The sequence below is a fragment of the Streptomyces africanus genome, assembly GCF_030816955.1.
Lineage (GTDB): Bacteria > Actinomycetota > Actinomycetes > Streptomycetales > Streptomycetaceae > Streptomyces > Streptomyces africanus.
Window position 1 is genome coordinate 3,779,930 of the sequence record NZ_JAUSYP010000001.1, and the last position, 20,840, is coordinate 3,800,769.

Sequence of the window (20,840 nt, forward strand, 5' to 3'; positions counted from 1 at the left end):
GCCAAGGGGAGTTGACGATATGGGCGACGAGCTCAAGCCGCAGGACCTGCACGCCACGGGTGGCACGGACGGCGAGGCCTCGACGGAGGACCTGCACGCCACGGAAGAGGGGGCCGTGAGGACGCAGGACCTGCACGCCACCGACGAGCCGCTGGAGACCAAGGACCTGCACGCCACGTCGGAGCCCTTCAAGCCGACGAAGTAGGCGACCGGCGCAGGCGCCGGGGGGAAGCCGACGGGGGAAGCAAGCCATCTCCACACGGGGTTCGGCCGCGGCGGCGCGGAGGGGGAGCCGTCGCGGCCGATGTGTGTCCGCAAGCGGGGTCGTTCGCTACAACGGAACGACCTTGACACCCGGCCCGCAGAGCTTTCCCATGTCGTCCTCGTCGGACGTGAAGAGCACCACGCCTCCGGGCTGCCGGCCCGCGATGACGGCCAGGGCCGCGTCGATGGCGTACTTGTGGCCGTGCAGGCCCGTGTCCTGGAGCAGAATGACGGCGGCGTCGGCGACCTCCCGCGTCACGGGCTCCACCACGACACGCGACATCGCCCACGCCCAGGCGGCACGCTGTACCCGACCGTGATACGCCTCGATCAGCGTCATGGAGCTGGTCACGACGCGGATGCCGGAGCGATGGGCGTCCTTCAGCCGCGCGAGCATCGCCCGGTCACCCAGCACGGCGCGCGACAGCGCCTCGCAGTCCAGCACATAGCAGGAGGGCCGCATCAACTTGCCTTCCGGTGCTGCTCACCCTGCTCCGCGAAGTGGCTCTCGAACTCTCTGCGCTCGGCTTCGGCCGACGCCAGCTCGTCGTCGGTGACGGGGCCGTGTTCCTCCTCCAGCCACGCCACCAGCTCACCGAGCCGGTCCTGCTCCCGCTGACGCTCTATGGCCCGCGTGACATAGGCACTGAAGCCGCCGGACCCGACCTCCTGCCGGATCTCCTCGGCGAGCTCCTCCGGGAGGGTCACGGTGTACTTCTTCGTTGCCATACCGTTCACCATACCCGGGTCGGAGGGGCTCGGCCCGGTGGCGTGCGCTGCCGCTCCGGGCGCGCGATAGTGGGTCCGGAACCTGATCACGATCGGCCCGACCCCGAAGGTGGCGCCCCATGCCCGGCGAGCAACCGCAGACGTACGAGACCCTCGACGAGCGGTTCCGGACCGGCCGGTGTCAGGCCGGGGACTCGCGGCTTGAGACGCTCTTCGACGGGTGCCGGTGGGCCGAGGGGCCGGTGTACGTGCCGGCCGGGCGGTATCTGCTGTGGAGCGACATCCCGAACGACCGGTTGCTGCGCTGGGACGAGACCACCGGGTCCGTCGGGGTCTTCCGCTCGCCCGCCGGGTACCCCAACGGCAACACCCTGGACGGCCAGGGGCGGCTCATCACCTGCGAGCAGGGCAACCGGCGGGTGACCCGGACCGAGCACGACGGGTCGGTGACGGTGATCGCCGAGCGGTTCCGGGGGAAGCGGCTCAACAGCCCGAACGACGCCGTGGTGCGGTCCGACGGGTCGGTGTGGTTCTCCGACCCCGAGTTCGGGATCGCGACCGACTACGAGGGGCACCGCGGGGAGAGCGCGATCGGGGCCCGGAACGTCTACCGCGTGGACCCGGGCAGCGGCGACGTGCGCGTGGCCGCCGAAGGCTTCCAGGGACCCAACGGGCTGGTGTTCTCCCCCGACGAGCGCAAGCTGTACGTGTCGGACAGCCTGGCCAATCACATCCGCGTCTTCGACGTCCGGCCGAACGGCACCCTGACCGGCGGCGACGTCTTCGCCGAGTGCCGTGACGGCAACTTCGACAACATCCGGTTCGACGACGAGGGTCGCCTGTGGGCCGCCGCCCTGCACGGCGGTGTGCACTGCTACGACCCCGACGGCACGCTCCTCGGCCGCGTCCTGGTGCCCGGCACGGTGGCCAACATCCGGTTCGGCGGCGCCCGGCGCAACCGGCTCTTCATCGCCGCCGACACCACCCTGTACTCCCTCGTCATGTCCGTCACCGGGACCCCGGCGCTGCCGCCGGCCGGCCGCTGAGCAGGCCGTCCCGCAGCGCCCCCTTCACGACCTTTCCGCTCGCGTTGCGGGGCAGTTCGGCCACGAACTCCACCGTCCTCGGGACCTTGTAGTTCGCCATCTCCCTGCGGGACCAGGCGATCAGGTCGTCCGCCGTCAGCAGGGCGCCCGGCCGCCGTACGACGTACGCCTTGCCGACCTCGCCCAGCCGGGCGTCGGGAACGCCGATCACGGCCACGTCCGCCACGTCCGGGTGGAGGCCGAGGAGTTGCTCTATCTCGGCGGGGTAGGCGTTGAAGCCGCCGACGATGAACATGTCCTTGAGGCGGTCGGTGATGCGCAGGTTGCCCGCGGCGTCCAGGACGCCCACGTCGCCCGTGCGCAGCCAGCCGTCCTCCGACAGCACCTCGGCGGTGGCCTCCTGGTCCTCGTAGTAGCCGGTCATGACGTTGAAGCCGCGGACCAGGACCTCGCCCGGGGTGCCGGGTCCCAGGGGCTTGCCCCGGGAGTCCGCGACCCGGACCTCGGTGCCGGGGATCGCCCGGCCCGACGTCGACGCGATCACCGTCGGGTCGTCGCCGCGCCGGCACATCGTGACGACGCCGCTTGCCTCGGAGAGGCCGTAGGCCGTCAGGACCGTGTCGACGCCGAGTTCCCCGCGCAGCCGCTCGACGAGTCGCAGCGGCACCACTGCCGCTCCCGTCACCACGAGGCGCAGTGCGGACAGGTCGTGCGCGTCCCGTGCCGGGTGGTCGAGGAGGGACTGGAGGAGGGTCGGGGGGCCGGGGAGCACGGAGACCCGTTCGGCCGCGATGTTGGCGAGGACCGTGTTCACGTTGAACACCGGCTGGGGGATCATCGTCGCGCCCCGCATCAGGCAGGCGATCACGCCGGCCTTGTAGCCGAAGGTGTGGAAGAACGGGTTGACGATGAGGTAGCGGTCGCCCCGGGTCAGGCCCGCCAGGTCGCTCCAGATCTCGTACGCCCGCAGCGTCTGGGCGTGGGTGATGACCGCGCCCTTCGGGCGGCCCGTGGTGCCCGAGGTGAAGACGATGTCCGAGGGCCGGGAGCCGTCGACCGCCTCCGCCCTCGCCCGCACCCGTGCCGGCCCGACCGCCTCCCCGCTCGCCAGGAAGTCCTTCCAGGTGCGGAAGTCGGCCGGGGCGTCCTCCGAGAGGACCACCACGTGCTCCAGGTCCGGCAGTCCGGGCAGCGGGCCGGTGCCCGGGCCCTGGCCCGCCGCCCGGCGCAGCGACGCCACGTACGACGTGCCGAGGAACGTGCCCGTCACGAACAGCAGCCGCGCCCCGCTGCGGCGCAGCACGTCCGCCGCCTCCGTGCCCTTGAAGCGGGTGTTCAGCGGCACGAGCACCGCGCCCGCCGAGACCGCGCCCAGGGCGCTGACGATCCAGTCGAGCGTGTTCGGTGCCCAGATGCCGACCCGGTCACCCGGTCCGATGCCGTGCGCCAGACAGGCCGCCGCCGCGCGCTCCACACGGGCGCCCAGCTCCGCGTAGGTGATCCGGGTGCGGCCCTCGACGACCGCCTCGACGTGCGCGTACCGCCCGGCCGCCGTCCGCACCAGGCCCGGGATGCTTCCCGACTCCGTATCCGCTCGCACCGAAGGCCTCCCCAGCAGTAGCCGGCACAGGAGCTGACTGACCGTCAGATTAGCTGTAATCTGACGACCTGTCAGCGAACCGTTCGGCCCGGAGGTGCGCGCAGCATGGCAGCAGGATCGGGCGGCCTCAAGGACGCCACCGCCCTCGTCGGCATAGGCCAGACGCCCTTCGCCAAGCGGCTCCCCGAGGACGAGCGCACCCTCGCCTGCCGTGCCGTGCTGGCCGCCCTGGACGACGCCGGGATCGCGCCCGGGGAGGTCGACGCCCTCGCCTCCTACACCATGGAGGAGACGGACGAGGTGGAGCTGGCGAAGGCCTGTGGCTTCGGTGACCTCACCTTCTTCAGCAAGGTCGGCTACGGAGGCGGCGGTTCGTGTGCCACCGTCGCCCATCTCGCCGCCGCCGTCGCCACCGGGCAGGCGAGTGTCGGCGTCGCCTGGCGGTCGCGCAAGCGGGGCAGCGGGCCCCGCCCCTGGACGAACACCGCCGTCCAGCTGCCCACCCCGGCCCAGTGGACCCGCCCGTTCGGGCTGCTCAGGCCGGTCGACGAGATCGCCATGCTGGCCCGTCGCTACATGCACGAGTACGGGGCCACCCGGGACCACCTGTTCAACGTCGCCCTGGCCTGCCGCAACCGGGCCAACCAGAACCCCGCCGCGATCATGTACGACCGGCCCCTGACCCGCGAGATGTACATGACGTCCCGGTGGATCAGCGAACCCCTGTGCCTCTTCGACAACTGCCTGGAGACGGACGGGGCGCTGGCCTGTGTCGTCGTCTCCGCCGAGCGCGCCCGGGACTGCCGCCGCACACCCGTCTACGTCCACTCCGCCGCCCAGTCGCTCCCCGCCCAGCACCACGGCATGGTCAACTACTGGAACGACGACCCCCTCACGGGCCCGGCCTGGGCCGCCGCCCGGCACCTGTGGAAACACTCCGACCTGACGCCGCAGGACGTGGACGTCGCCCAGATCTACGACGCCTTCACGCCCCTGGTCCTGCTGTCCCTGGAGGGGTACGGCTTCTGCGGGCGGGGCGAGGGCGGGGCGTTCACCGAGGGCGGGGCGCTGGAGACCGGCGGGCTGCTGCCCGTGAACACCGGCGGGGGCGGACTGTCCGAGGCCTACGTGCACGGCTTCAACCTGATCAACGAAGGGGTGAAGCAGCTGCGCGGCACCAGTACCGCGCAGGTGCCGGGCGCCTCGGCCTGTCTGGTCACCGCGGGCGAGGGCGTCCCGACCTCCGCTCTGCTGCTGAGGAGTTGACATGCTGCGTCCCGTCACCGACACCGACGGCGCGCCCTTCTGGGAGTATGCCGCCCGGGGCGAGCTGCGGGTCCAGGCCTGCGCCGGCTGCGGTGAGCTCCGCTTCCCGCCCCGGCCCTGCTGCCCGCACTGCCAGTCCTTCCAGACCGACTGGCGCCGGATGTCCGGCCGGGGCCGCGTCTGGTCGTACGTGGTTCCGCATCCGCCGCTGCTGCCCGGCTACGCCGAGCTGGCGCCGTACAACGTGGTCGTCGTCGAACTCGACGAGGCCCCGCGCATCCGGCTCGTCGGCAACCTCGTCGCCGGGCCCGGCGAGCCGCTCGGCTCCCTCGCGGCGGACCGCCTGAGGATCGGCGCCCGGGTGCGGGTCGTCTTCGACGACGGGCTCCCCTGGTGGGTTCCGGAGCGGTCATGAGCGGGGTACTGGTCAGTGCCGACGAGGACAGCGGAGTCGCCGTCGTCACCCTGAACCGGCCCGAGCGGCTCAACGCCGTCGACCTGGAGATGGCCGGTGATCTCGCCCGGGTCTGGCGGGAGTTGCGGTGCGACGACTCCGTGCGGGCCGTCGTCCTCACCGGTGCCGGGGAGCGGGCCTTCTGCACGGGCATCGACCGGGACGCCGTCGTGCCGCAGCCGAACTCGCCGTACTCCCAGGACGATCCGCTGCTCGGCATCGGGCCGAAGGCGAACGACCTGTGGAAGCCGGTCGTCGCCGCCGTGCGCGGGATGGCCTGCGGAGGTGCCTTCTACCTCCTCGGGGAGGCGGAGTTCCTGGTCGCCGACCCCACCGCCGCCTTCTTCGACCCGCACACCGCCTACGGCATGGTCAGCGCCTACGAGTCCGTCCTGATGGCGCAGCGCATGCCGTACGGGGAGGCCGCGCGGATGGCGTTGATGGGGACGGCGGAGCGGATCTCCGCGCGGCGCGCGTACGACATCGGGCTGGTGTCGGAACTCGTGGCGGAGGGCGAGGCGCTGGGGGCGGCGCGGGCGTGCGCCGCCGTCCTCGCCGGGTATCCGACCGAGGCCGTGCAGGGGACCGTGCGGGCGCTGTGGGCCGCGCGTGAGGCGGGGCGGGCCCAGGGGTTCGCGCAGGCGCCGCATCTCATCGCGCTCGGGAACGCGACGGGTGAGGAGCAGGCCCGGCTGTTCGCGGGGCGGCGGCGTGAGTACCGGTTGCGTTGAGCTACCCGTCCCGCTGATGACCGGTTGCGCCAGGGAATCGTTTACCCATACACGCGTATGCTCGACGGGTGGTTGAGCATCGGATGATCGACGTGAACGGCATACGGCTGCACATCGCGGAGCAGGGCGAGGGCCCGCTCGTGGTGCTGCTGCACGGGTTCCCCGAGTCCTGGCACTCCTGGCGGCACCAGTTCGGGCCGCTCGCCGAGGCCGGTTTCCGGGTGGTCGCGCCCGACCAGCGCGGATACGGGCGCAGCGATCACCCCGAGGACGTGGCGGCGTACAGCATCCTGCACCTGGTGGGCGACGTGGTCGGGCTGGTCCACGCGCTGGGTGAGGAGCGGGCGTTCGTCGTCGGGCACGACTGGGGAGCGCCGGTGGCCTGGCACACCGCGCTGCTGCGGCCGGACGTGGTGCGGGGGGTGGCGGGGCTGAGCGTGCCGCCACCGTTCCGTGGCGCGCAACCGCCGCTCAGGACCATGCGGGAGCGGTTCGGCGGGCGCTTCTACTGGAACTACTTCGAGGAGCCCGGGGTCGCCGAGGCCGAGTTCACCGCCGACACCCGCGCCACCCTGCGCAAGCTGCTGTACTCCGCCTCCGGTGACGCCCCGGACGCCGGACGCCCCGAGCAGGCTCTGGTCGACCTGGACCGCGGCTGGCTGGCGGACGCGCCCGACCCCGAGGTGCTGCCCGGGTGGCTGACCGAGGAGGACCTCGACGCCCTCACCGACAGCTACGCGCGGGGCTTCACCGGCGCGCTCAACTGGTACCGCAACCTGGACCGCAACTGGGAGCTGACCGCCCCCTGGCAGGGTGCGGTCGTGTCCCCGCCCGCGCTGTACGTGTACGGCGACCGGGACCTGGTCCCGGCCTTCCCGGGCACGCCCGAACTGATCGAGAAGCTGCCCGGGTTGATGCCCGACCTGCGCCGGAAGCCGCTCGTGCTGCCGGGCTGCGGCCACTGGACGCAGCAGGAGCGGCCCGCCGAGGTGAACGAGGCGCTGCTGGACTTCCTGACGGAGCTGCGGGACTGACGTCCTGTGGGCTCCGGTGGGACTGACGTCCCGCCGGCTCCGGCCGAACTGAAGTCCCGTACGCTCCGATCCCGTTCAGTCGTCGACGAGGGCCTGGCCGTCGACCTTGCAGTGGTCGACCGAGTCCACCAGGCCCGAGCCGCCGCCCACCTCGACCTCGACGGTCGCCTTGCCCTGGGCGGGGACCGTGATGTCCGCGTTCCGGTCGGTGACGGTGATGCTCCGGGCGTCCTCGAAGGTCACCGAGACGGAGAACGTGGCCTTGCGGCTGTTGGGGTTGCTGACCTCGACGGTCGCGTGGGGAGAGGCGGGGGTCGCGCAGGTCACCAGCTTCGCCGTGCCGTCCCGCAGGGCTTTGCCGGAGCCGGAGCCGGTCGTGGACGTCGGCCTGGATCCGTAGTTCGGCCTGCGGTTGTAGGAGCCGCCGCCACTGGTTCCGTAGTCGTCGTCATCGTCGTCGGAACCGTAAGAGCCGCCCGAGCCGCCGGAGCTGTACGAGCCGCCGCCCGATGTCGACGACGACCTCGAACTGTCGTGGTCCTGGCTGGAACTGCTGCACCCGCCCCCGCTGCCGTGGCTGCCGCTGCTGCTGTGACTGCCGCCGCGGCCCCGGCCCGTGGAGAAGCCGGTCAGTGCCAGTACCACCAGGACCGACACCGCTGTGAACTTGAGCCTGCGCCCCCGTATCTGCATGGCGGACAGCCTAGTGAACGCCTGTCACGGTCATGTCACCGTGGGGCGACCGGATCGTGCCCGACATGGTCGGGCGCGGCCGCCCCGGGCGCGTCACGCGGTGCGCGCCGTGCCCGTGCCCTTCTCCGCGTCCAGCGCGTACACGCAGCGGTCCTTGCTGCACGCGTACACCACTCCGTCCCGGACGACCGGGGAGCCGGTGATCTCGCCGCCGGTGGCGAGTTTCCAGCGGAGCCGGCCGTCGTCGGCCTTCAGGGTGTAGAGCAGGTGGTCGGTGGAGCCGAAGTGGATACGGCCCTCGGCCACCGAGGGGGCGCCCACGATGTCCCCGCCCGCCTGGAAGCGCCACTTGGGTGTGCCGGTGACCGCGTCGAGGGTGTAGAGGCCCTTGCCGCTGCCCACGTGGACATGGCCGGCGGCGACCAGGACGGGGTCGACGGACGCCCGGGACTCGGTGGCGATGCGCCAGCGGTCCCGGCCGTCGGTGGCGTCGAGGGCGTAGACCGTGCCGAGGTAGTCGGCGAGGTAGATGCCGCCGCCGGTGACGGCCGGGCCGGGGACGAAGGTGGGCGGGGACAGGAAGACGGCCGGGGCCTCGAAGTGCCACTTCACGTGCCCGGCGGCCACGTCGAGGGCGAGGACGCGGGTGCCGGCGCAGACGTAGACGTAGCCGTCGGACGCCTGGGCGACCCGGACCGGGACGCCGCCGCAGGAGGCCGTGTCGCCGATGGGGTACGACCAGCGCTCGTCGCCGGTGCGGGCGTCCAGGGCACGCAGCCGGGCGTCCTGCCACACGTAGACCGTGCCGTCGTGCAGGGCGGGTCCGGCCTCGGGCGACTCGAAGTCGCTCTGGCAGCCGGTGACCTCCCAGAGCTTCTGGCCGTTCGAGGCCTCCCAGCCCTGGACGCCGCCGCCCCGGGTGCCGGTGACGACCGTGCCGCGTTCGGCCTTGAGCGAGTAGACCCAGGCGTCCGTCTGGAGGCGCCACAGGTCGGCGCCCTCACGAGCGTCGAGGGCGAACAGCGTGGGACCGTCGGAGGCGTGGATACGGCCGTCCGCGACCGCCATGGACCAGGCGACGTCCCGGGTCTTGAAGCGGCGGCGGCCGGTGGCCACGTCCAGCGCGTGCACCTCGAAGGACGTGACGTAGACCAGGTCGCCGTCGACGGACGGGGTGCCCCAGACGTCGTTCGACATGCGGAAGCGCCACGGCCGCCAGCCGCTCGCCTGCTCGGGCGGCGCGGCCGGGGCCGGGGGCGCGGCGACGGCGGGGCCCACGGCGGGGTCGGTGCCGTTGACGCCCGGGCGGGGCTTGGACCAGGAGGCGGCGAGGGCGGCCTCCGGAGGGGGTGCCTTGACGGCGGCGGCACGGACGTCGGCGACGCGCGGGCCCGGGCCGATGGGCACCTGGCCGCCGGCCAGCCGCACCGGGCCGGTGTCGGGGCCGCCGACCGGGGCGGGCACCGGGACGACCGGGTCGTGCGAGGGCGGGGGCGGGATGGGGGCGGACCCCGGGGCGGGGCGTCCGCCGCCGCTGCGTCCGGCACCGGAGGCGGGCTTGCCGGCCGGGCGGCCGTTGCGGCGGGACTCGATCAGGCCGACGGCCCGCTCGGGCAGCCAGGCGGAGGCCGTGCCGCTGTCGTCGGAGCCGGAGCCGAAGAGGTGGGGGGCGAGCTGGGCCTGGAGGTCGGCCGGGTTGGGGCGGGCCGTGGGGTCCATCTGCATACAGGACTCGATGAGCGGCCGCAGCTCGTCCGGGAGACCTTCCAGGTCCGGGCCCTCGCGCAGCAGCATGAAGACGGTCTCGACCGGGTTGGCGCCGTGGAAGGGCGGGTGTCCGGTGGCGGCGAAGACCAGCATGGAGCCGAGGGAGAAGACGTCACTCGCGCCCGTGACGCTGCGGGAGTCCTTGGCCTGCTCGGGGGACATGTAGGCGGGCGTGCCGACGGCGACGTTCGTCATCGTCAAACGCGTGTTCGAAACACCCGACGCGATACCGAAGTCGATCACCCGGGGGCCGTCCTCGACGACGAGGACGTTCGACGGCTTGAGGTCCCGGTGCACCAGCCCGGCACCGTGGATGGACTGGAGCGCCTCGGCCACACCCGCCGCCAGCCAGCGCACCGCCTGGGCCGGGAGCGGCCCGCAGTCGTTCACTATCTCTTCGAGGGAGGGCGCGGGAACGTACGCGGTGGCCAGCCACGGCACGGCGGCGCGCGGGTCGGCGTCCACGACCGCGGCCGTGTAGAAGCCGGAGACGGCGCGGGCCGCCTCCACCTCACGCGTGAAGCGGACCCGGAACAGCTGGTCCTCGGCGAGCTCCGTGCGGACGGTCTTGATCGCCACGCGCCGACCGGACGCCGAGCGCGCGAGATAGACCAGCCCCATGCCGCCGGCACCCAGCCGTCCCAGCACCTCGAACGGCCCGATCCGCCGCGGATCGTGCTGCGTCAGCTGATCCACCACTCTGCCTGCCACCTCCCCGTACGAGCCGCGCCAAGCCACATGTTCCACGCGACCCCGTGCAGCGTCTCACCACCGCACCGCCATGGCGGCACGCACCCCGATTCTTCCTGGCCGGAGCCCTGGTTGCGAACCCGGTGACAATTGGGATGTCTCCGGACACAGGCGACCAAACGACGACCAAACACTGCCTGATCAGCCCTGCTCAGCCCTGCTCAGCGGTGCAGCAGCGCGAAGGACGCCCCCTGATTGTCCGTGACGACGGCGACCGTCCCGTACGAGGTCGCGAAGGGCGGGGCCTGGACCCGGCCGCCGAGACGGGTGACGTCCTCCAGCGCGGCGGGGACGTCCTCGACGGCGAAGTGGACGAGGAAGTGGGGCGGCATCTCGGCCGGGAACACGTCGGTGACCGGGGCGCGGCCGACGTCGGGCTCGGTGTCCGGCCCGAACAGGGCCTCCCGGAAGAGATCGCCGTAGAAGGCGTTGGCCGCCTCGGTGTCCCGGGCGTACAGCTCGGCCCAGGCGAAGGTGCCCGGCTCGTGCCGCCTGCCGAAGCCGGGGTGCTCGACCGGCTGCCACAGCGCGAAGACGGCCCCCTCCGGGTCGGTGACCAGGGCGGTGACGCCGAGCTCGCCGGCCGGCACGGGCGCCGAGACGACCTGCCCGCCGGCCGCCCGGATACGACGGGCCAGGGCCGCCGCGTCCGGGGTCGCGAAGTACACCGTCCAGACGGTGGGCAGCCGGCCGTCCGCCTTGCGGACCAGCGCGGCCACGGGTTCCCCGTCCTTCAGCGCCTGCGCGAAGGGGCCGAACCAGTCCTCGAAGGTCCACCCGAAAAGTTCACCGTAGAACCGCTTGCCCGCCTCGACGTCGGGAAGCTGCGCGTCCACCCAGCAGGGAACGCCCTCTGCGTACACCGATGCCCTGTTTTCGGCCATGCCGACAACGTAACCGCGACTGCCACACCCCGCAGACCAGGCACACCAGCCCCCGTACTCCCTTACACCCCATTTGCAGTCGGCCGAATCGCGCCCCGATCACGCCTCGGTAAGCTGACGTCATGACAGGACAAGTGCGTACCGTCGACGGCCGCGTGGCCGGTAGGCGCGGGCAGGCGACCCGGCAGAAGCTGCTCGACTGCCTCAGCGAGATGCTCAGCTCCTCCCCGTACCGGGACGTCAAAGTCATCGATGTCGCCCGGAAGGCGGGCACTTCGCCCGCGACCTTCTACCAGTACTTCCCGGACGTCGAGGGCGCCGTCCTGGAGATCGCCGAGCAAATGGCGGCCGAGGGCGCGTCGTTGACCGAGCTCCTCGAGGGCCGTTCCTGGGCCGGGAAGGCCGGCTGGCAGACGGCGCAGGAGCTCGTCGACGGGTTCCTGGAGTTCTGGCGCAAGAACGACGCGATCCTCCGGGTCGTGGATCTCGGCGCCGCCGAGGGCGACAAGCGCTTCTACAAGCTCCGGATGAAGATCCTCAACTCGGTGAACAACTCGCTCGCGGACTCCGTCGCCGAGCTCCAGGCCAAGGGCCGGGTCGACAAGGACGTGAACCCGGCGGCCGTCGCCGGTTCGCTGGTCGCGATGCTCGCGGCCGTCGCCTCCCACCAGAAGGGCTTCTCCTCCTGGGGCGTGAAGCAGGCCGAACTGAAGCCGAACCTCGCGCTGCTGGTGCACCTGGGCGTCACGGGCAGAAAGCCCACGAGGTAGCCCGGCCCGGCGGCCCCGGCCTCTTTCCCGCACCCAAGTCCTGTCTGGCAGGCGGCGGTCCACCCGAGTGGACGGCCGCCTGTTGCGCTTTCCGCCGTCGTACGATTCGCAGCTTTCTACCGTCGTACGACCCTGAACAACCGGATCTCCCGCTCCACCCGCGCCTGATACGCCGCGTACGGCGGCCAGAACGCCAGCACCGCCTGCCAGGCCGCCGCCCGCTCCGCCCCCTCCAGCAGCCGGGCCGTGACCGCGATGTCCTGGCCCTTCCAGCTGATGCGGGCGTCCGGGTGCGCGAGCAGGTTGTGACTCCAGGCGGGGTGCCCCGGCCGCCCGAAGTTGGACCCGACGAGGATCCAGCTGTCCCCGCCGTCCTCCGGCATACAGGCCAGCGGGGTACGACGGGGCAGACCGCTCTTCGCCCCGGTCGAGGTCAGCACCACCCCGGGCAGGAGCTGCGCGCTGAGCAGCACTTTTCCGCGCGTGAGCCGGTGCACGGCCCGGTCCAGGGCCGGGAAGACGTGCGGCGCCACACGCGCGAAGCCCCGGGTGGAGGACACCTTCTGCACGAACCGCACGCCCCTCATCGGCCGGCCTCCTCGACGACATGCGCCACGTCGGCGGCGTGCGCCCGCAGCCGGTGCACCGGCCCGAACAGCAGCTCGTCGCCCGCGGCGCGCTTGAAGTACAGGTGAACCTCGTGCTCCCAGGTGAAACCGATGCCGCCGTGCAGCTGGATCCCCTCGGCGGCGGCCGAGCGCAGGGCCTGGAGCGCCTGGGCGAGGGCGAGGCCGCCCACCCGCTCCCCCCGGGCGGTGGCCCAGGCCGCGTAGTACGCCGCCGAGCGGGCCGCCTGCACCTGGACGTACACATCGGCCAGCCGGTGCTTGACCGCCTGGAAGGAGCCGACCGGCCGCCCGAACTGCTCGCGCTGCCCGACGTACTCGACGGTCCGCTCCAGCACCCGGCCGGCGGCGCCGACGGCCTCGGCGGCGAGACAGGCGGCGGCGGTGTCACCGAGGCGGGCGAGGGCGGTCAGGGCGTCGGTGTCCGCATCACCCAGCAACTCGGCGGGCGTATCCCGCAGTTGGAGCCGAGCCTGCGGGCGGGTCGCGTCCAGCGCGGTCTGCCGTACGCGGGTGAGACCGGCCGCGTCACCGCGCACGAGGAAGAGCGGCACGCGGGAGCGGGTAAACCCGCCGGTGTGCGCCGCGACCACGAGCAGCCGGGCACTGTGCCCGTCGAGGACCTGGTCGGCCTGCCCGTACAGCCGCCAGCCGCCCTCGGCCTGCCGGGCCTGCACGCCCCCGGCCCGCCCGCCGCCGGCCCACTCCCCGCGCGGGTCGTGGCCGGTGAGCCCGAGGGCGGTGGCGAGAGCGGGACCCGGTACCGCGAGGGCCGCGGTGAGTGTCCCGGAGGCGATCCGCGGGAGGAGGTCCGTCCGCTGGGCGTCGGTGCCGAGGGCGAGCAGCAGCGGGGCGGCGAGGACGGCCGTGGCGAGCAGCGGGGAGGGGGCGAGGGCCCGGCCCGTCTCCTCGCAGGCCAGGGCCAGCTCCGTGACCGAGCAGCCGACACCGCCGTGGCTCTCGGGCAGGGCCAGTCCGGGCAGGCCGAGCTGTTCGGCGAGGGCGGTCCACAGGGCCGGGTCGTGCCCGGCCGGGGTGCCGACGGCGGCCCGCAGCTCCTCGGGGCCGCACCGCTTGTGGAGCAGTTCGCGCAGGGTGCGGCGGATCTCGTCCTGTTCGGGGGTGAAGCGGGCGTCCATGGGGGTAGCACCTCCGCATCTGACGATCCGTCATATTAGGGCGGCGGAGCGGGGATGCCCAGAGTCCTGCGGCCTTGCACTGCGGGTTACCTGATGTACCGTCAGATCCATGGTTGCCCGGAGGAAAGTGGCCGTCGTGGGCGTGGCCCTCTCGGACTGCGGCCGCGTGGACGACGCGACTCCGTACGCCCTGCACGCCCAGGCGGCCCGGCGCGCCCTGGCCGACGCGGGCCTGGACCGCTCCCTGGTCGACGGCTTCGCCTCGGCGGGCCTGGGCACCCTGGCCCCCGTCGAGGTCGCCGAGTACCTGGGCCTGCGCCCGACCTGGGTCGACTCCACCTCGGTCGGCGGCGCCACCTGGGAGGTCATGGCGGCCCACGCGGTGGACGCGATCGCGGCCGGGCACGCGCGCGTGGTGCTTCTCGCCTACGGCTCGACCGCCCGCGCGGACGTGAGGGCGGGCCGCCGCACCGGAACCCTGTCCTTCGGCACGCGCGGCCCCCTCCAGTTCGAAGTCCCCTACGGCCACACCCTGATCGCCAAGTACGCCATGGCCGCGCGCCGCCACGTGATCGAGTACGGCACGACGATCGAGCAGCTGGCGGAAGTGGCGGTCCAGACCCGGGCCAACGCGGCCCTGAACCCGGAGGCGATGTTCCGCACCCCCGTCACGGTGGACGAGGTCCTGGCCGGCCCGATGATCGCCGACCCCTTCACCAAGCTGCACTGCTGCGTCCGTTCCGACGGCGGGGCGGCGGTGCTGCTGGCGGCGGAGGAGTACGTACGGGACTGCCGTACGCCGCCGGTGTGGGTGCTGGGCAGCGGGGAGCACGTCTCGCACGCGGCGATGTCCGAGTGGGCCGACTTCACGGTGTCCCCGGCGGCGGTGAGCGGACGGCTGGCCTTCGACCGGGCGGGCGTACGGCCGGACGAGATGGACTTCGCGGAGATCTACGACGCGTTCACCTACATGACCCTGGTGACGCTGGAGGACCTCGGCTTCTGCGGGAAGGGCGAGGGCGGGGCGTTCGTGGAGCAGGGCCGGCTGCGGGTCGAGGGCGGGGGCCTTCCGGTGAACACCGACGGGGGCGGGCTGTCGGCCCAGCATCCCGGGATGCGGGGGTTGTTCCTGCTGGTGGAGGCGGTACGGCAGTTGCGGGGGGAGGGCGGGGACCGGCAGGTGCGGCGGGGCGCCGGCGGGGGGCTGCCGCGGCTGGGGGTGGCGTCGGGTACGGGTGGGTGGTTCTGCTCGTCGGGGACGGTGGTGCTGGGGGTGGGGTGACCGGCCTGTCGGGCTTCCGGGAACCCCACGCACCGCACACGGCGTCTTTGCCTTCACCGCTACCGGGCCGCATGGAGGTCAGGCCAAGTCATGGCACACCACGGAAACCAGCCGGTCGGCAGTCTCGGTGGGGCGCTCGACGTCGTCAGACGCCACCCGCGCGCGCTGTACGGCTTCACCCTCCGCGTGTCCGCCCTGACGGCTCTGCTCGCCTGCGCGATCGTGGCCGGCGGTTTCGCGCAGACCTGGGACACCTTCGAGGCCGTCCGGGACTACGCGGACACCAACATCGCCAACGAGGACTCCTACGTCGCCTACGCCGACGGCGGCATGCCCCCGTTGGTACGGGCCGGTGCCGTGGTGTCGCTGCTGCTGCTCGTCCTGGCCCTCCTCGTCCTCTCTGTCCTGCACAGCGCGTACGCCCTCGGCGACTCGCACGCCAGGCGCGACGGCGGACCGCTGACCACCCGCGCGTTGTGGCGACGCACCCGCGCACGCCTCCCCGCGGCCTTCATGGTCAACGCGCTGACCGGACTGGCCGTGGCCGCCATCGAGCTGACGGCCCTGATGTGGTGGGACCTCGTCGAGCGCGGCAAGGTGCCCGGCGTCGAGCCCACGCCCCTGCACGGCACCGCGACCCCGCAGTACACGCTGGTGGGCTGGGTGCTGCCGATCGCCGTCGGGTGCCTCGGCCCGCTGCTGTACTTCCGCCTGTCCCTGGCCACGGCCGAGACGGTGCTGGAGGGCCGCTCCCCGTTCGTCGCGTTGTACCGCTCCTGGGTGCTGACCCGCCGCGCACGCCGGCGCGTCCTGGGCCTGGGCACGCTGGTCACCGCGGCCGCGGTACTCGTCTTCACGCCGGCCCGGTACGCGGCCGCTCCCCTGGCCCACTTCGCCGGCCTCGGCATGCTGTGGCTCAGCGACGACAACGTGTGGATCACCGGCGTACTGGTGCTGATCCTGCCCACAGCCGTGGCTCTCCTGCTGCTGCCCCCGCTGGTCATGCCGCTGGTGTGTGCGGTGTTCGCCCGTCTCCACGGGGAGCTGCGTGCGGATGAGGAGGCGGGGAGGGTCGCCGGCTGATGGCGTGGTCGATCGCGGAGGCGACGTCGTCGGCGACATGAGTGGGCCGGTAGGAGTCCTCGGTCCAGTCACGTCCGTCCGTCACCCACACACTCGCAAGACCGAGCCTGTCGGCGCCCGCGATGTCGGCGTGCGGTGAATCGCCGATGACCCACGCGCCCGGCAGGGGGAGACCGGCGAGAGCGGCTGCCGCCTGGAAGATCTCCGGTGCCGGCTTCTTGTGGCCGACGGCTTCCGAGACGACCCAGCCCCGGACGAGCTGATCGAGTCCGGTTTTCCGGATCTTCGCTTCCTGCTGGACAGTGCGCCCGTTGGTGACGATGACGCAAGTCCAGCCGTCCGCCTGGGCTCTGCCCAGCGCCTCGCGGGCGGTCTGCGCCAGGGCGACGCGATCGGCGGCGCCCGTGTCGAGCAGCGCACGGACGGCGGTGGTGGGCACCACGTCGCCGTACCGGTCGGTCAGGGCTGTGGCGACATCGCGACGTGCGGTGTAGCCGCCGGCGTCGGTGGCCATCACCCAAGAGAGGTCGGAGGCGGGCAGACCGTGCTCGGCGAGGAAGTCGACGACGGCGGAGCGGAAGGCCGCATCGCGGTCGACGAGAGTGTTGTCCAGGTCCAGCAGCAACAACGGCATGACCCGCAGTAGATCAGCTTCTTCGGCAGTCGGAGCCCCACCGGTCGCGGAGAAGGCAGGCGCCTTCTCCGCGACCGGTGCGCTGTGCCGCGCCCCTACGGAAGAGATCTCACGCAACCGGAGTCACTCACCGACGCGTTGAAGGGCGTCGACCGGATGTATCTCTTCCCGGTCGCCGAAACGGCACGGGACGTGGTCGCCTCGGCACGGCAGGCCGGGGTGCGCCGCATTGTCGTGCTGTCCTCCGGGGCTGTCACGGCCGGCTTCGACAGCGACTTCCACTTGCCGGCGGAGCGGGCCGTGGAGGAGTCGGGCCTGGAGTGGACTCATGTGCGCCCCGGCGAGTTCGCGATGAACAAGCTGGCCCTGTGGGGCCCGTCCATCCGTGCCGAGGGCGTGGTGCGCGACCCCTACCCCGACGCGGCCTGGTGCCCGGTGCATGAGCGGGACATCGCCGATGTCGCGGCCCTGGCTCTGCTGGAGGACGGACACTGCGGACGGGCGTACACCCTGAACGGCCCCGAGATGTTGTCGCACCGTCGACAGGTCGAACTCATCGCCGAGGCCACCGGGCGACCGATCCGTTTCGAAGTGGTGAGCCGGGAAGAGGCACGGGAGAACTACCGCAGACAAGGAGGATTCGCAGCGGAGAACGCGGATTTCCTGCTCGGCTTCGAGGACTACTCAGGCGGCGAGACGGACCCGCAGGCACCCGAGGAACTCGATCCGGCGGCGGCTGGGCCGTTGCCCACAGCCGAGGAGGTCACCGGGGTCCCGGCTCGCACCTTCGCCCAGTGGGCACACGACCACGCCCGGGAGTTCCTCCCTGACTGACGGTGCCGCCGGCACTGGTGCAGCCGAGCGTCGCTCCAGGGCTTGTTGCCGCCATCTATCTGACGTACCGTCAGATTTCGTCTCGGGCGGCGACGCGGGAGCATGGGCATGGACACGATCTGGCTCACCGGAGCGGAATGGCTGGCCGTGCTGCGGATCGGGCTCGGGCTGTGGTGGCTGGAGAGCTGGCGGCACAAGGACCGCAAGGCCTGGTTCGAACGCGGCAGCGGCATCACATGGGCGGCCGGGATAGCGGCCGAGCACCGCTGGAGCGCCGTGCGTTCGGGCTTCGACACCGTCGTCGCGCCCCACCCGCGCGCGATGGCGTACGTCGTCGTCTCAGCGGAACTCGCGCTCGGACTGGGCCTGATCACCGGCTTCCTCACCCCGATCGCCCTGGCCGGCGGATTCCTCCTCAACGCCCTCTACTTCACCCTCATGATCCACGACGTGGCCGAGCAGGGGCAGAACGCGATGATGGCCCTGATGTCGGTGGTCGGGCTGTTCGGGATGTCCTGGCAGACCTGGTCGCTGGACAGCGCGCTGGGGCTGTTCTGATGGCCGGGCGGTTCGACCTGCCCGAGCCGGACGCCTTCACCCGGACGTACTGGGACGCGGCCGCCGAGGGCCGGCTGCTCATCCGCCGCTGCCGGGCCTGCGGCCGGGCCCACCACTATCCGCGCGAGTTCTGCCCCCACTGCTGGAGCGAGGACGTCGCCTGGGAGCCCGCGAGCGGCCGCGCCACCCTCTACACCTGGTCCGTCGTCCACCGCAACGACCTGCCGCCCTTCGCGGAACGCACCCCGTACATCGCCGCCGTGGTCGACCTCGCCGAGGGGCCGCGGATGATGACGGAGGTCGTGGGGGCGGCGGCGGAACCGCCGACCGGGGAGCTGTCCGCCGGGGCGGAACTGGAGGTCGTGTTCCGGGACGGGATCCCGGTGTTCCGGGTCGTGCCGGGCACGGCCGGCGGGTGAACGGCGCCGCCCCACGCGCTTGAATGGCCCCATGGCCCCCATACCCGACCGGTCCCCGACCGGCCCCCTCCCGGAAATCCACGGCCACGACCTCCGTCTCCGCCCCTGGGACCCCGCGTCCGGCGCCGACGTCGAGACATGGCTGCGCGGCATGCGGGACCCGGAGTTCCGGCGCTGGAACACCCCGCTGAGGCTGGTCACGGACCGGACGAGCGCCCGGGAGTCGCTGCTCGCGCGGGCCCAGAGCGCGGCGGAGGGCACGTCCATGTCGTTCCGGATCGCGGACGCCCGCAGCGGCACCGCCCTGGGTCACATCGGCGTCAACGAGATCAAGTACCACCTCAAGGTCGCCCGCGTCGGCTACTGGGTGCTCCCCGAGGCACGCGGCCAGGGCGTCGCCACCCGGGCCCTGCTGCTCGCCGCCCGCTGGGCCCTCGCCGAACTCGGCCTGCACCGGCTGGAACTGGATCACGCCGTCGGCCACGACGCCTCCTGCCGGATCGCCGAGCGGTGCGGATTCGCGTACGAGGGGACGCTGCGCGGGGCGATCTTCGAGGAGGGCCGGCACGACGCGTTCCGGGACGCCCACCTGCACGCACGGCTGGCGACGGATCCGGAACCGGACGCGGAACCACAGGTGAGCCGGCCGCCCGGGGCGTAATTCGGAGGTGCCGACGGGGGCGCGGGCGGCACGATGGGGCATGCGCACCGACGACCACCGGCACTGGCACCTCACCCAGGACCTCGACGCCTTCCTGACCCGGGCCGACGCCTTCCTTCGCTCCCAACTCGCTCTGCACACTCTCCCGTTGACCGTCACGGAGAACCTGCGTACGCACGGCCCGCACATCTACGGCGACGGAGTGCCGGAGTTCGGCATGCTGGAACAGGACGGCGCGGTCCGGGCGACGTTCTTCCGCACACCACCGCACCGGCTGAACCTCACCGTCCTGACGCCCGAGGAGGCCGATGCGCTGGCCGCACGGCTGGCCGCCCTCGGGCAATGCCTGCCCGGCGTGCACGCCGACCGCGACACCGCCACAGCCTTCGCCGAGGCCTGGCAGCGGCATACGGGCGCCACGGCCACCCTCCGGGAGCGCAATCGGCTCTACCGGCTCGGCACCCTGGCCGTGCCCACTCCCCTGCCGCCCGGCGGTCCCCGTATCGCCGGTACGGCGGACCGGGAGCAACTCATCCGCTGGCACGAAGAGTTCGTCGCAGCCGCCGGCTCGGGCGTCTTCCGGGACGCCGCCGAGTGGGCGGACGCCCGCATCGAGCAGGGCGGCATCACGTTCTGGGAGACCCCCGACGGCGCCCCCGCCGCCATGGCCGGAACGACCCCTCAGGTCGCCGGCCAGATCCGCGTCGCCCCGGTCTACACCCCGCCCCACCTGCGCGGCCGAGGCTACGCGGGCGCCGCCACAGCCGAGGTCAGCCGCGCCGCCCTGGCGGCCGGAGCGCAGGAGGTGCTCCTCTTCGCGGACCTGGCCAACCCGACCAGCAACGGCCTGTACCAGCGCATCGGGTACCGGCCGGTGGCGGACTTCGCGGTGTACGACTTCGCGGGGCCCTCCGCATCCGCTTGACCTTGACACAGTGACAAGGCCTTCACTGTGGCGAGGAGGTGGTCCCGATGAGAGGTCTCCAAGGCCTGGAGGACAGCAGCTCGTCCGTGCGGCTGCGGGCGGCGCTGGCGGTCGGCACGTCCCCTGACCCGCGCTTCATCGGCAAGCTCGTCGAACGGTGCGCGGTCGAGCCGGAGTTCTCCGTCCGCGACATGCTCACGTGGGCGCTCACCCGCCACCCGGCGTCGATGACGGTCCCCGAGCTTCTCAGGGAACTCCGCTCGGAGCGTGCGCAGGCACGGAGCCAGGCGTTGCACACGCTGTCCAAGATCGGGGATCGTCAGGTCTGGCCCGCGATCACACGGGCGCTACTGACCGATCCCGACGACGAGGTGGCCCGGAGCGCCTGGCGAGCGGCGGTCGTGCTCGTGCCCGAGGGTGAAGAGAGGCAACTGGCCGGGGTGTTGGTGACACAGCTCGGGCGCGGCGAGCGTGAGACGCGGTTGAGTCTCAGCCGGGCGCTGATCGCGCTCGGTGAGGTGATCACGCCGGCCCTGCGCGACGCGACGGCGGACCTCGACCCCGGCGTGCGCGCGCACGCGCTCGTCACGGAACGGCTGTTGCGCGACCCGGATGCCGGATTCGAGTTCGCGGTCGAGGAGGCGAAGCGCGTCGTGGCTCTCGGCACGACCTGCCCGGAGGGATGACAGGC

At 72.5% G+C, this 20,840-nt stretch carries 24 protein-coding genes; 15 read left to right on the forward strand and 9 right to left on the reverse strand.

What is annotated here, in order from left to right; translation table 11 throughout:
• The first annotated feature begins 19 nt into the window (after positions 1-19).
• Positions 20-205, forward strand: a complete 186-nt coding sequence (locus QF034_RS17380; RefSeq protein WP_037671516.1) for a hypothetical protein — start codon at positions 20-22, stop codon at positions 203-205.
• Positions 206-331: 126 nt separating this feature from the next.
• Here QF034_RS17380 and QF034_RS17385 read toward each other — a convergent pair whose 3' ends face one another.
• Together QF034_RS17385 and QF034_RS17390 are read right to left on the reverse strand one after the other, a co-directional pair.
• Positions 332-727, reverse strand: coding sequence for a type II toxin-antitoxin system VapC family toxin (locus QF034_RS17385; RefSeq protein ID WP_307175832.1), 396 nt, complete (start codon positions 725-727; stop codon positions 332-334).
• Positions 727-993, reverse strand: coding sequence for a hypothetical protein (locus tag QF034_RS17390; protein WP_307175833.1), 267 nt, complete (start codon positions 991-993; stop codon positions 727-729). The genes QF034_RS17385 and QF034_RS17390 overlap by 1 nt, the downstream gene beginning before the upstream one ends.
• Positions 994-1,112: 119 nt before the next feature.
• Here QF034_RS17390 and QF034_RS17395 point away from each other — a divergent pair, with 119 nt between their 5' ends.
• Positions 1,113-2,039, forward strand: a complete 927-nt coding sequence (locus QF034_RS17395; protein WP_307175834.1) for an SMP-30/gluconolactonase/LRE family protein — start codon at positions 1,113-1,115, stop codon at positions 2,037-2,039.
• On the opposite strand, the gene QF034_RS17400 is transcribed toward QF034_RS17395, so the two are convergent.
• On the reverse strand, positions 2,002-3,639 hold the full coding sequence (locus tag QF034_RS17400; RefSeq protein WP_307175835.1) for a FadD3 family acyl-CoA ligase: 1,638 nt from the start codon (positions 3,637-3,639) through the stop codon (positions 2,002-2,004). The genes QF034_RS17395 and QF034_RS17400 overlap by 38 nt on opposite strands.
• A gap of 105 nt (positions 3,640-3,744) precedes the next feature.
• On the opposite strand from QF034_RS17400, the gene QF034_RS17405 reads away from it, so the two are divergent.
• The 4 genes from QF034_RS17405 to QF034_RS17420 all read left to right on the forward strand — a co-directional run bounded on the left by QF034_RS17405 (position 3,745) and on the right by QF034_RS17420 (position 7,124).
• Entirely contained in the window at positions 3,745-4,905 is a 1,161-nt protein-coding gene (locus tag QF034_RS17405) for a lipid-transfer protein (RefSeq protein WP_307175836.1), read from the forward strand.
• 1 nt (position 4,906) lies between these two features.
• Positions 4,907-5,320, forward strand: a complete 414-nt coding sequence (locus QF034_RS17410; RefSeq protein WP_307175837.1) for a Zn-ribbon domain-containing OB-fold protein — start codon at positions 4,907-4,909, stop codon at positions 5,318-5,320.
• Positions 5,317-6,090: an enoyl-CoA hydratase/isomerase family protein gene (locus tag QF034_RS17415; RefSeq protein ID WP_307175838.1), complete on the forward strand. Its 774-nt coding sequence runs from the start codon at positions 5,317-5,319 to the stop codon at positions 6,088-6,090. The genes QF034_RS17410 and QF034_RS17415 overlap by 4 nt, the downstream gene beginning before the upstream one ends.
• 83 nt (positions 6,091-6,173) lie before the next feature.
• The gene (locus QF034_RS17420; RefSeq protein ID WP_307179902.1) at positions 6,174-7,124 is read left to right on the forward strand and encodes an alpha/beta fold hydrolase; all 951 of its coding nucleotides are present in this window, start codon (positions 6,174-6,176) and stop codon (positions 7,122-7,124) included.
• A 75-nt stretch (positions 7,125-7,199) separates the two neighbouring features.
• Here QF034_RS17420 and QF034_RS17425 read toward each other — a convergent pair whose 3' ends face one another.
• From QF034_RS17425 to kbpA, 3 genes are all read right to left on the reverse strand, one after another.
• Positions 7,200-7,817, reverse strand: a complete 618-nt coding sequence (locus tag QF034_RS17425; RefSeq protein ID WP_307175839.1) for a hypothetical protein — start codon at positions 7,815-7,817, stop codon at positions 7,200-7,202.
• Positions 7,818-7,910: 93 nt separating this feature from the next.
• Complete coding sequence (afsK, locus tag QF034_RS17430; RefSeq protein WP_307175840.1) at positions 7,911-10,283, reverse strand: protein serine/threonine kinase AfsK; 2,373 nt, start codon at positions 10,281-10,283, stop codon at positions 7,911-7,913.
• A gap of 212 nt (positions 10,284-10,495) precedes the next feature.
• Entirely contained in the window at positions 10,496-11,218 is a 723-nt protein-coding gene (gene kbpA / locus QF034_RS17435; RefSeq protein ID WP_307175841.1) for an AfsK-binding protein KbpA, read from the reverse strand.
• Between the two features lie 134 nt (positions 11,219-11,352).
• On the opposite strand from kbpA, the gene QF034_RS17440 reads away from it, so the two are divergent.
• Positions 11,353-11,988 (forward strand): TetR family transcriptional regulator, encoded by a 636-nt coding sequence (locus QF034_RS17440; RefSeq protein ID WP_086565072.1) that lies wholly within the window; start codon positions 11,353-11,355, stop codon positions 11,986-11,988.
• 116 nt (positions 11,989-12,104) lie between these two features.
• Here the strand turns inward: QF034_RS17440 and QF034_RS17445 are convergent, their stop codons facing one another.
• Complete coding sequence (locus tag QF034_RS17445) at positions 12,105-12,575, reverse strand: nitroreductase family deazaflavin-dependent oxidoreductase (protein WP_307175842.1); 471 nt, start codon at positions 12,573-12,575, stop codon at positions 12,105-12,107.
• Positions 12,572-13,753, reverse strand: coding sequence for an acyl-CoA dehydrogenase family protein (locus tag QF034_RS17450; RefSeq protein ID WP_307175843.1), 1,182 nt, complete (start codon positions 13,751-13,753; stop codon positions 12,572-12,574). Before QF034_RS17450 ends, QF034_RS17445 begins: the two co-directional genes overlap by 4 nt.
• Before the next feature lie 109 nt (positions 13,754-13,862).
• Here QF034_RS17450 and QF034_RS17455 point away from each other — a divergent pair, with 109 nt between their 5' ends.
• Together QF034_RS17455 and QF034_RS17460 are read left to right on the forward strand one after the other, a co-directional pair.
• On the forward strand, positions 13,863-15,035 hold the full coding sequence (locus QF034_RS17455) for a thiolase C-terminal domain-containing protein (RefSeq protein WP_307175844.1): 1,173 nt from the start codon (positions 13,863-13,865) through the stop codon (positions 15,033-15,035).
• Positions 15,036-15,125: 90 nt separating this feature from the next.
• Positions 15,126-16,118 (forward strand): hypothetical protein, encoded by a 993-nt coding sequence (locus QF034_RS17460; RefSeq protein WP_307175845.1) that lies wholly within the window; start codon positions 15,126-15,128, stop codon positions 16,116-16,118.
• Here the strand turns inward: QF034_RS17460 and QF034_RS17465 are convergent.
• The gene (locus tag QF034_RS17465; protein ID WP_307175846.1) at positions 16,036-16,752 is read right to left on the reverse strand and encodes an HAD family hydrolase; all 717 of its coding nucleotides are present in this window, start codon (positions 16,750-16,752) and stop codon (positions 16,036-16,038) included. The genes QF034_RS17460 and QF034_RS17465 overlap by 83 nt on opposite strands.
• Positions 16,753-16,836: 84 nt before the next feature.
• Here QF034_RS17465 and QF034_RS17470 point away from each other — a divergent pair, with 84 nt between their 5' ends.
• The 6 genes from QF034_RS17470 (at position 16,837) to QF034_RS17495 (ending at position 20,835) form a co-directional block, all read left to right on the forward strand.
• Positions 16,837-17,586, forward strand: coding sequence for an NAD(P)H-binding protein (locus tag QF034_RS17470; RefSeq protein ID WP_307175847.1), 750 nt, complete (start codon positions 16,837-16,839; stop codon positions 17,584-17,586).
• 108 nt (positions 17,587-17,694) lie between these two features.
• Positions 17,695-18,144: a DoxX family protein gene (locus QF034_RS17475; RefSeq protein ID WP_307175848.1), complete on the forward strand. Its 450-nt coding sequence runs from the start codon at positions 17,695-17,697 to the stop codon at positions 18,142-18,144.
• Positions 18,144-18,563 carry a Zn-ribbon domain-containing OB-fold protein gene (locus QF034_RS17480; RefSeq protein ID WP_307175849.1) on the forward strand — a complete coding sequence of 140 codons (420 nt, stop codon included), beginning with the start codon at positions 18,144-18,146 and terminating at the stop codon, positions 18,561-18,563. Before QF034_RS17475 ends, QF034_RS17480 begins: the two co-directional genes overlap by 1 nt.
• A 31-nt stretch (positions 18,564-18,594) precedes the next feature.
• Positions 18,595-19,224 (forward strand): GNAT family N-acetyltransferase, encoded by a 630-nt coding sequence (locus QF034_RS17485; protein WP_307175850.1) that lies wholly within the window; start codon positions 18,595-18,597, stop codon positions 19,222-19,224.
• Positions 19,225-19,264: 40 nt separating this feature from the next.
• The gene (locus QF034_RS17490) at positions 19,265-20,149 is read left to right on the forward strand and encodes a GNAT family N-acetyltransferase (protein WP_307175851.1); all 885 of its coding nucleotides are present in this window, start codon (positions 19,265-19,267) and stop codon (positions 20,147-20,149) included.
• A 47-nt stretch (positions 20,150-20,196) separates the two neighbouring features.
• Positions 20,197-20,835 (forward strand): HEAT repeat domain-containing protein, encoded by a 639-nt coding sequence (locus QF034_RS17495; RefSeq protein WP_307175852.1) that lies wholly within the window; start codon positions 20,197-20,199, stop codon positions 20,833-20,835.
• Positions 20,836-20,840 lie beyond the last annotated feature (5 nt).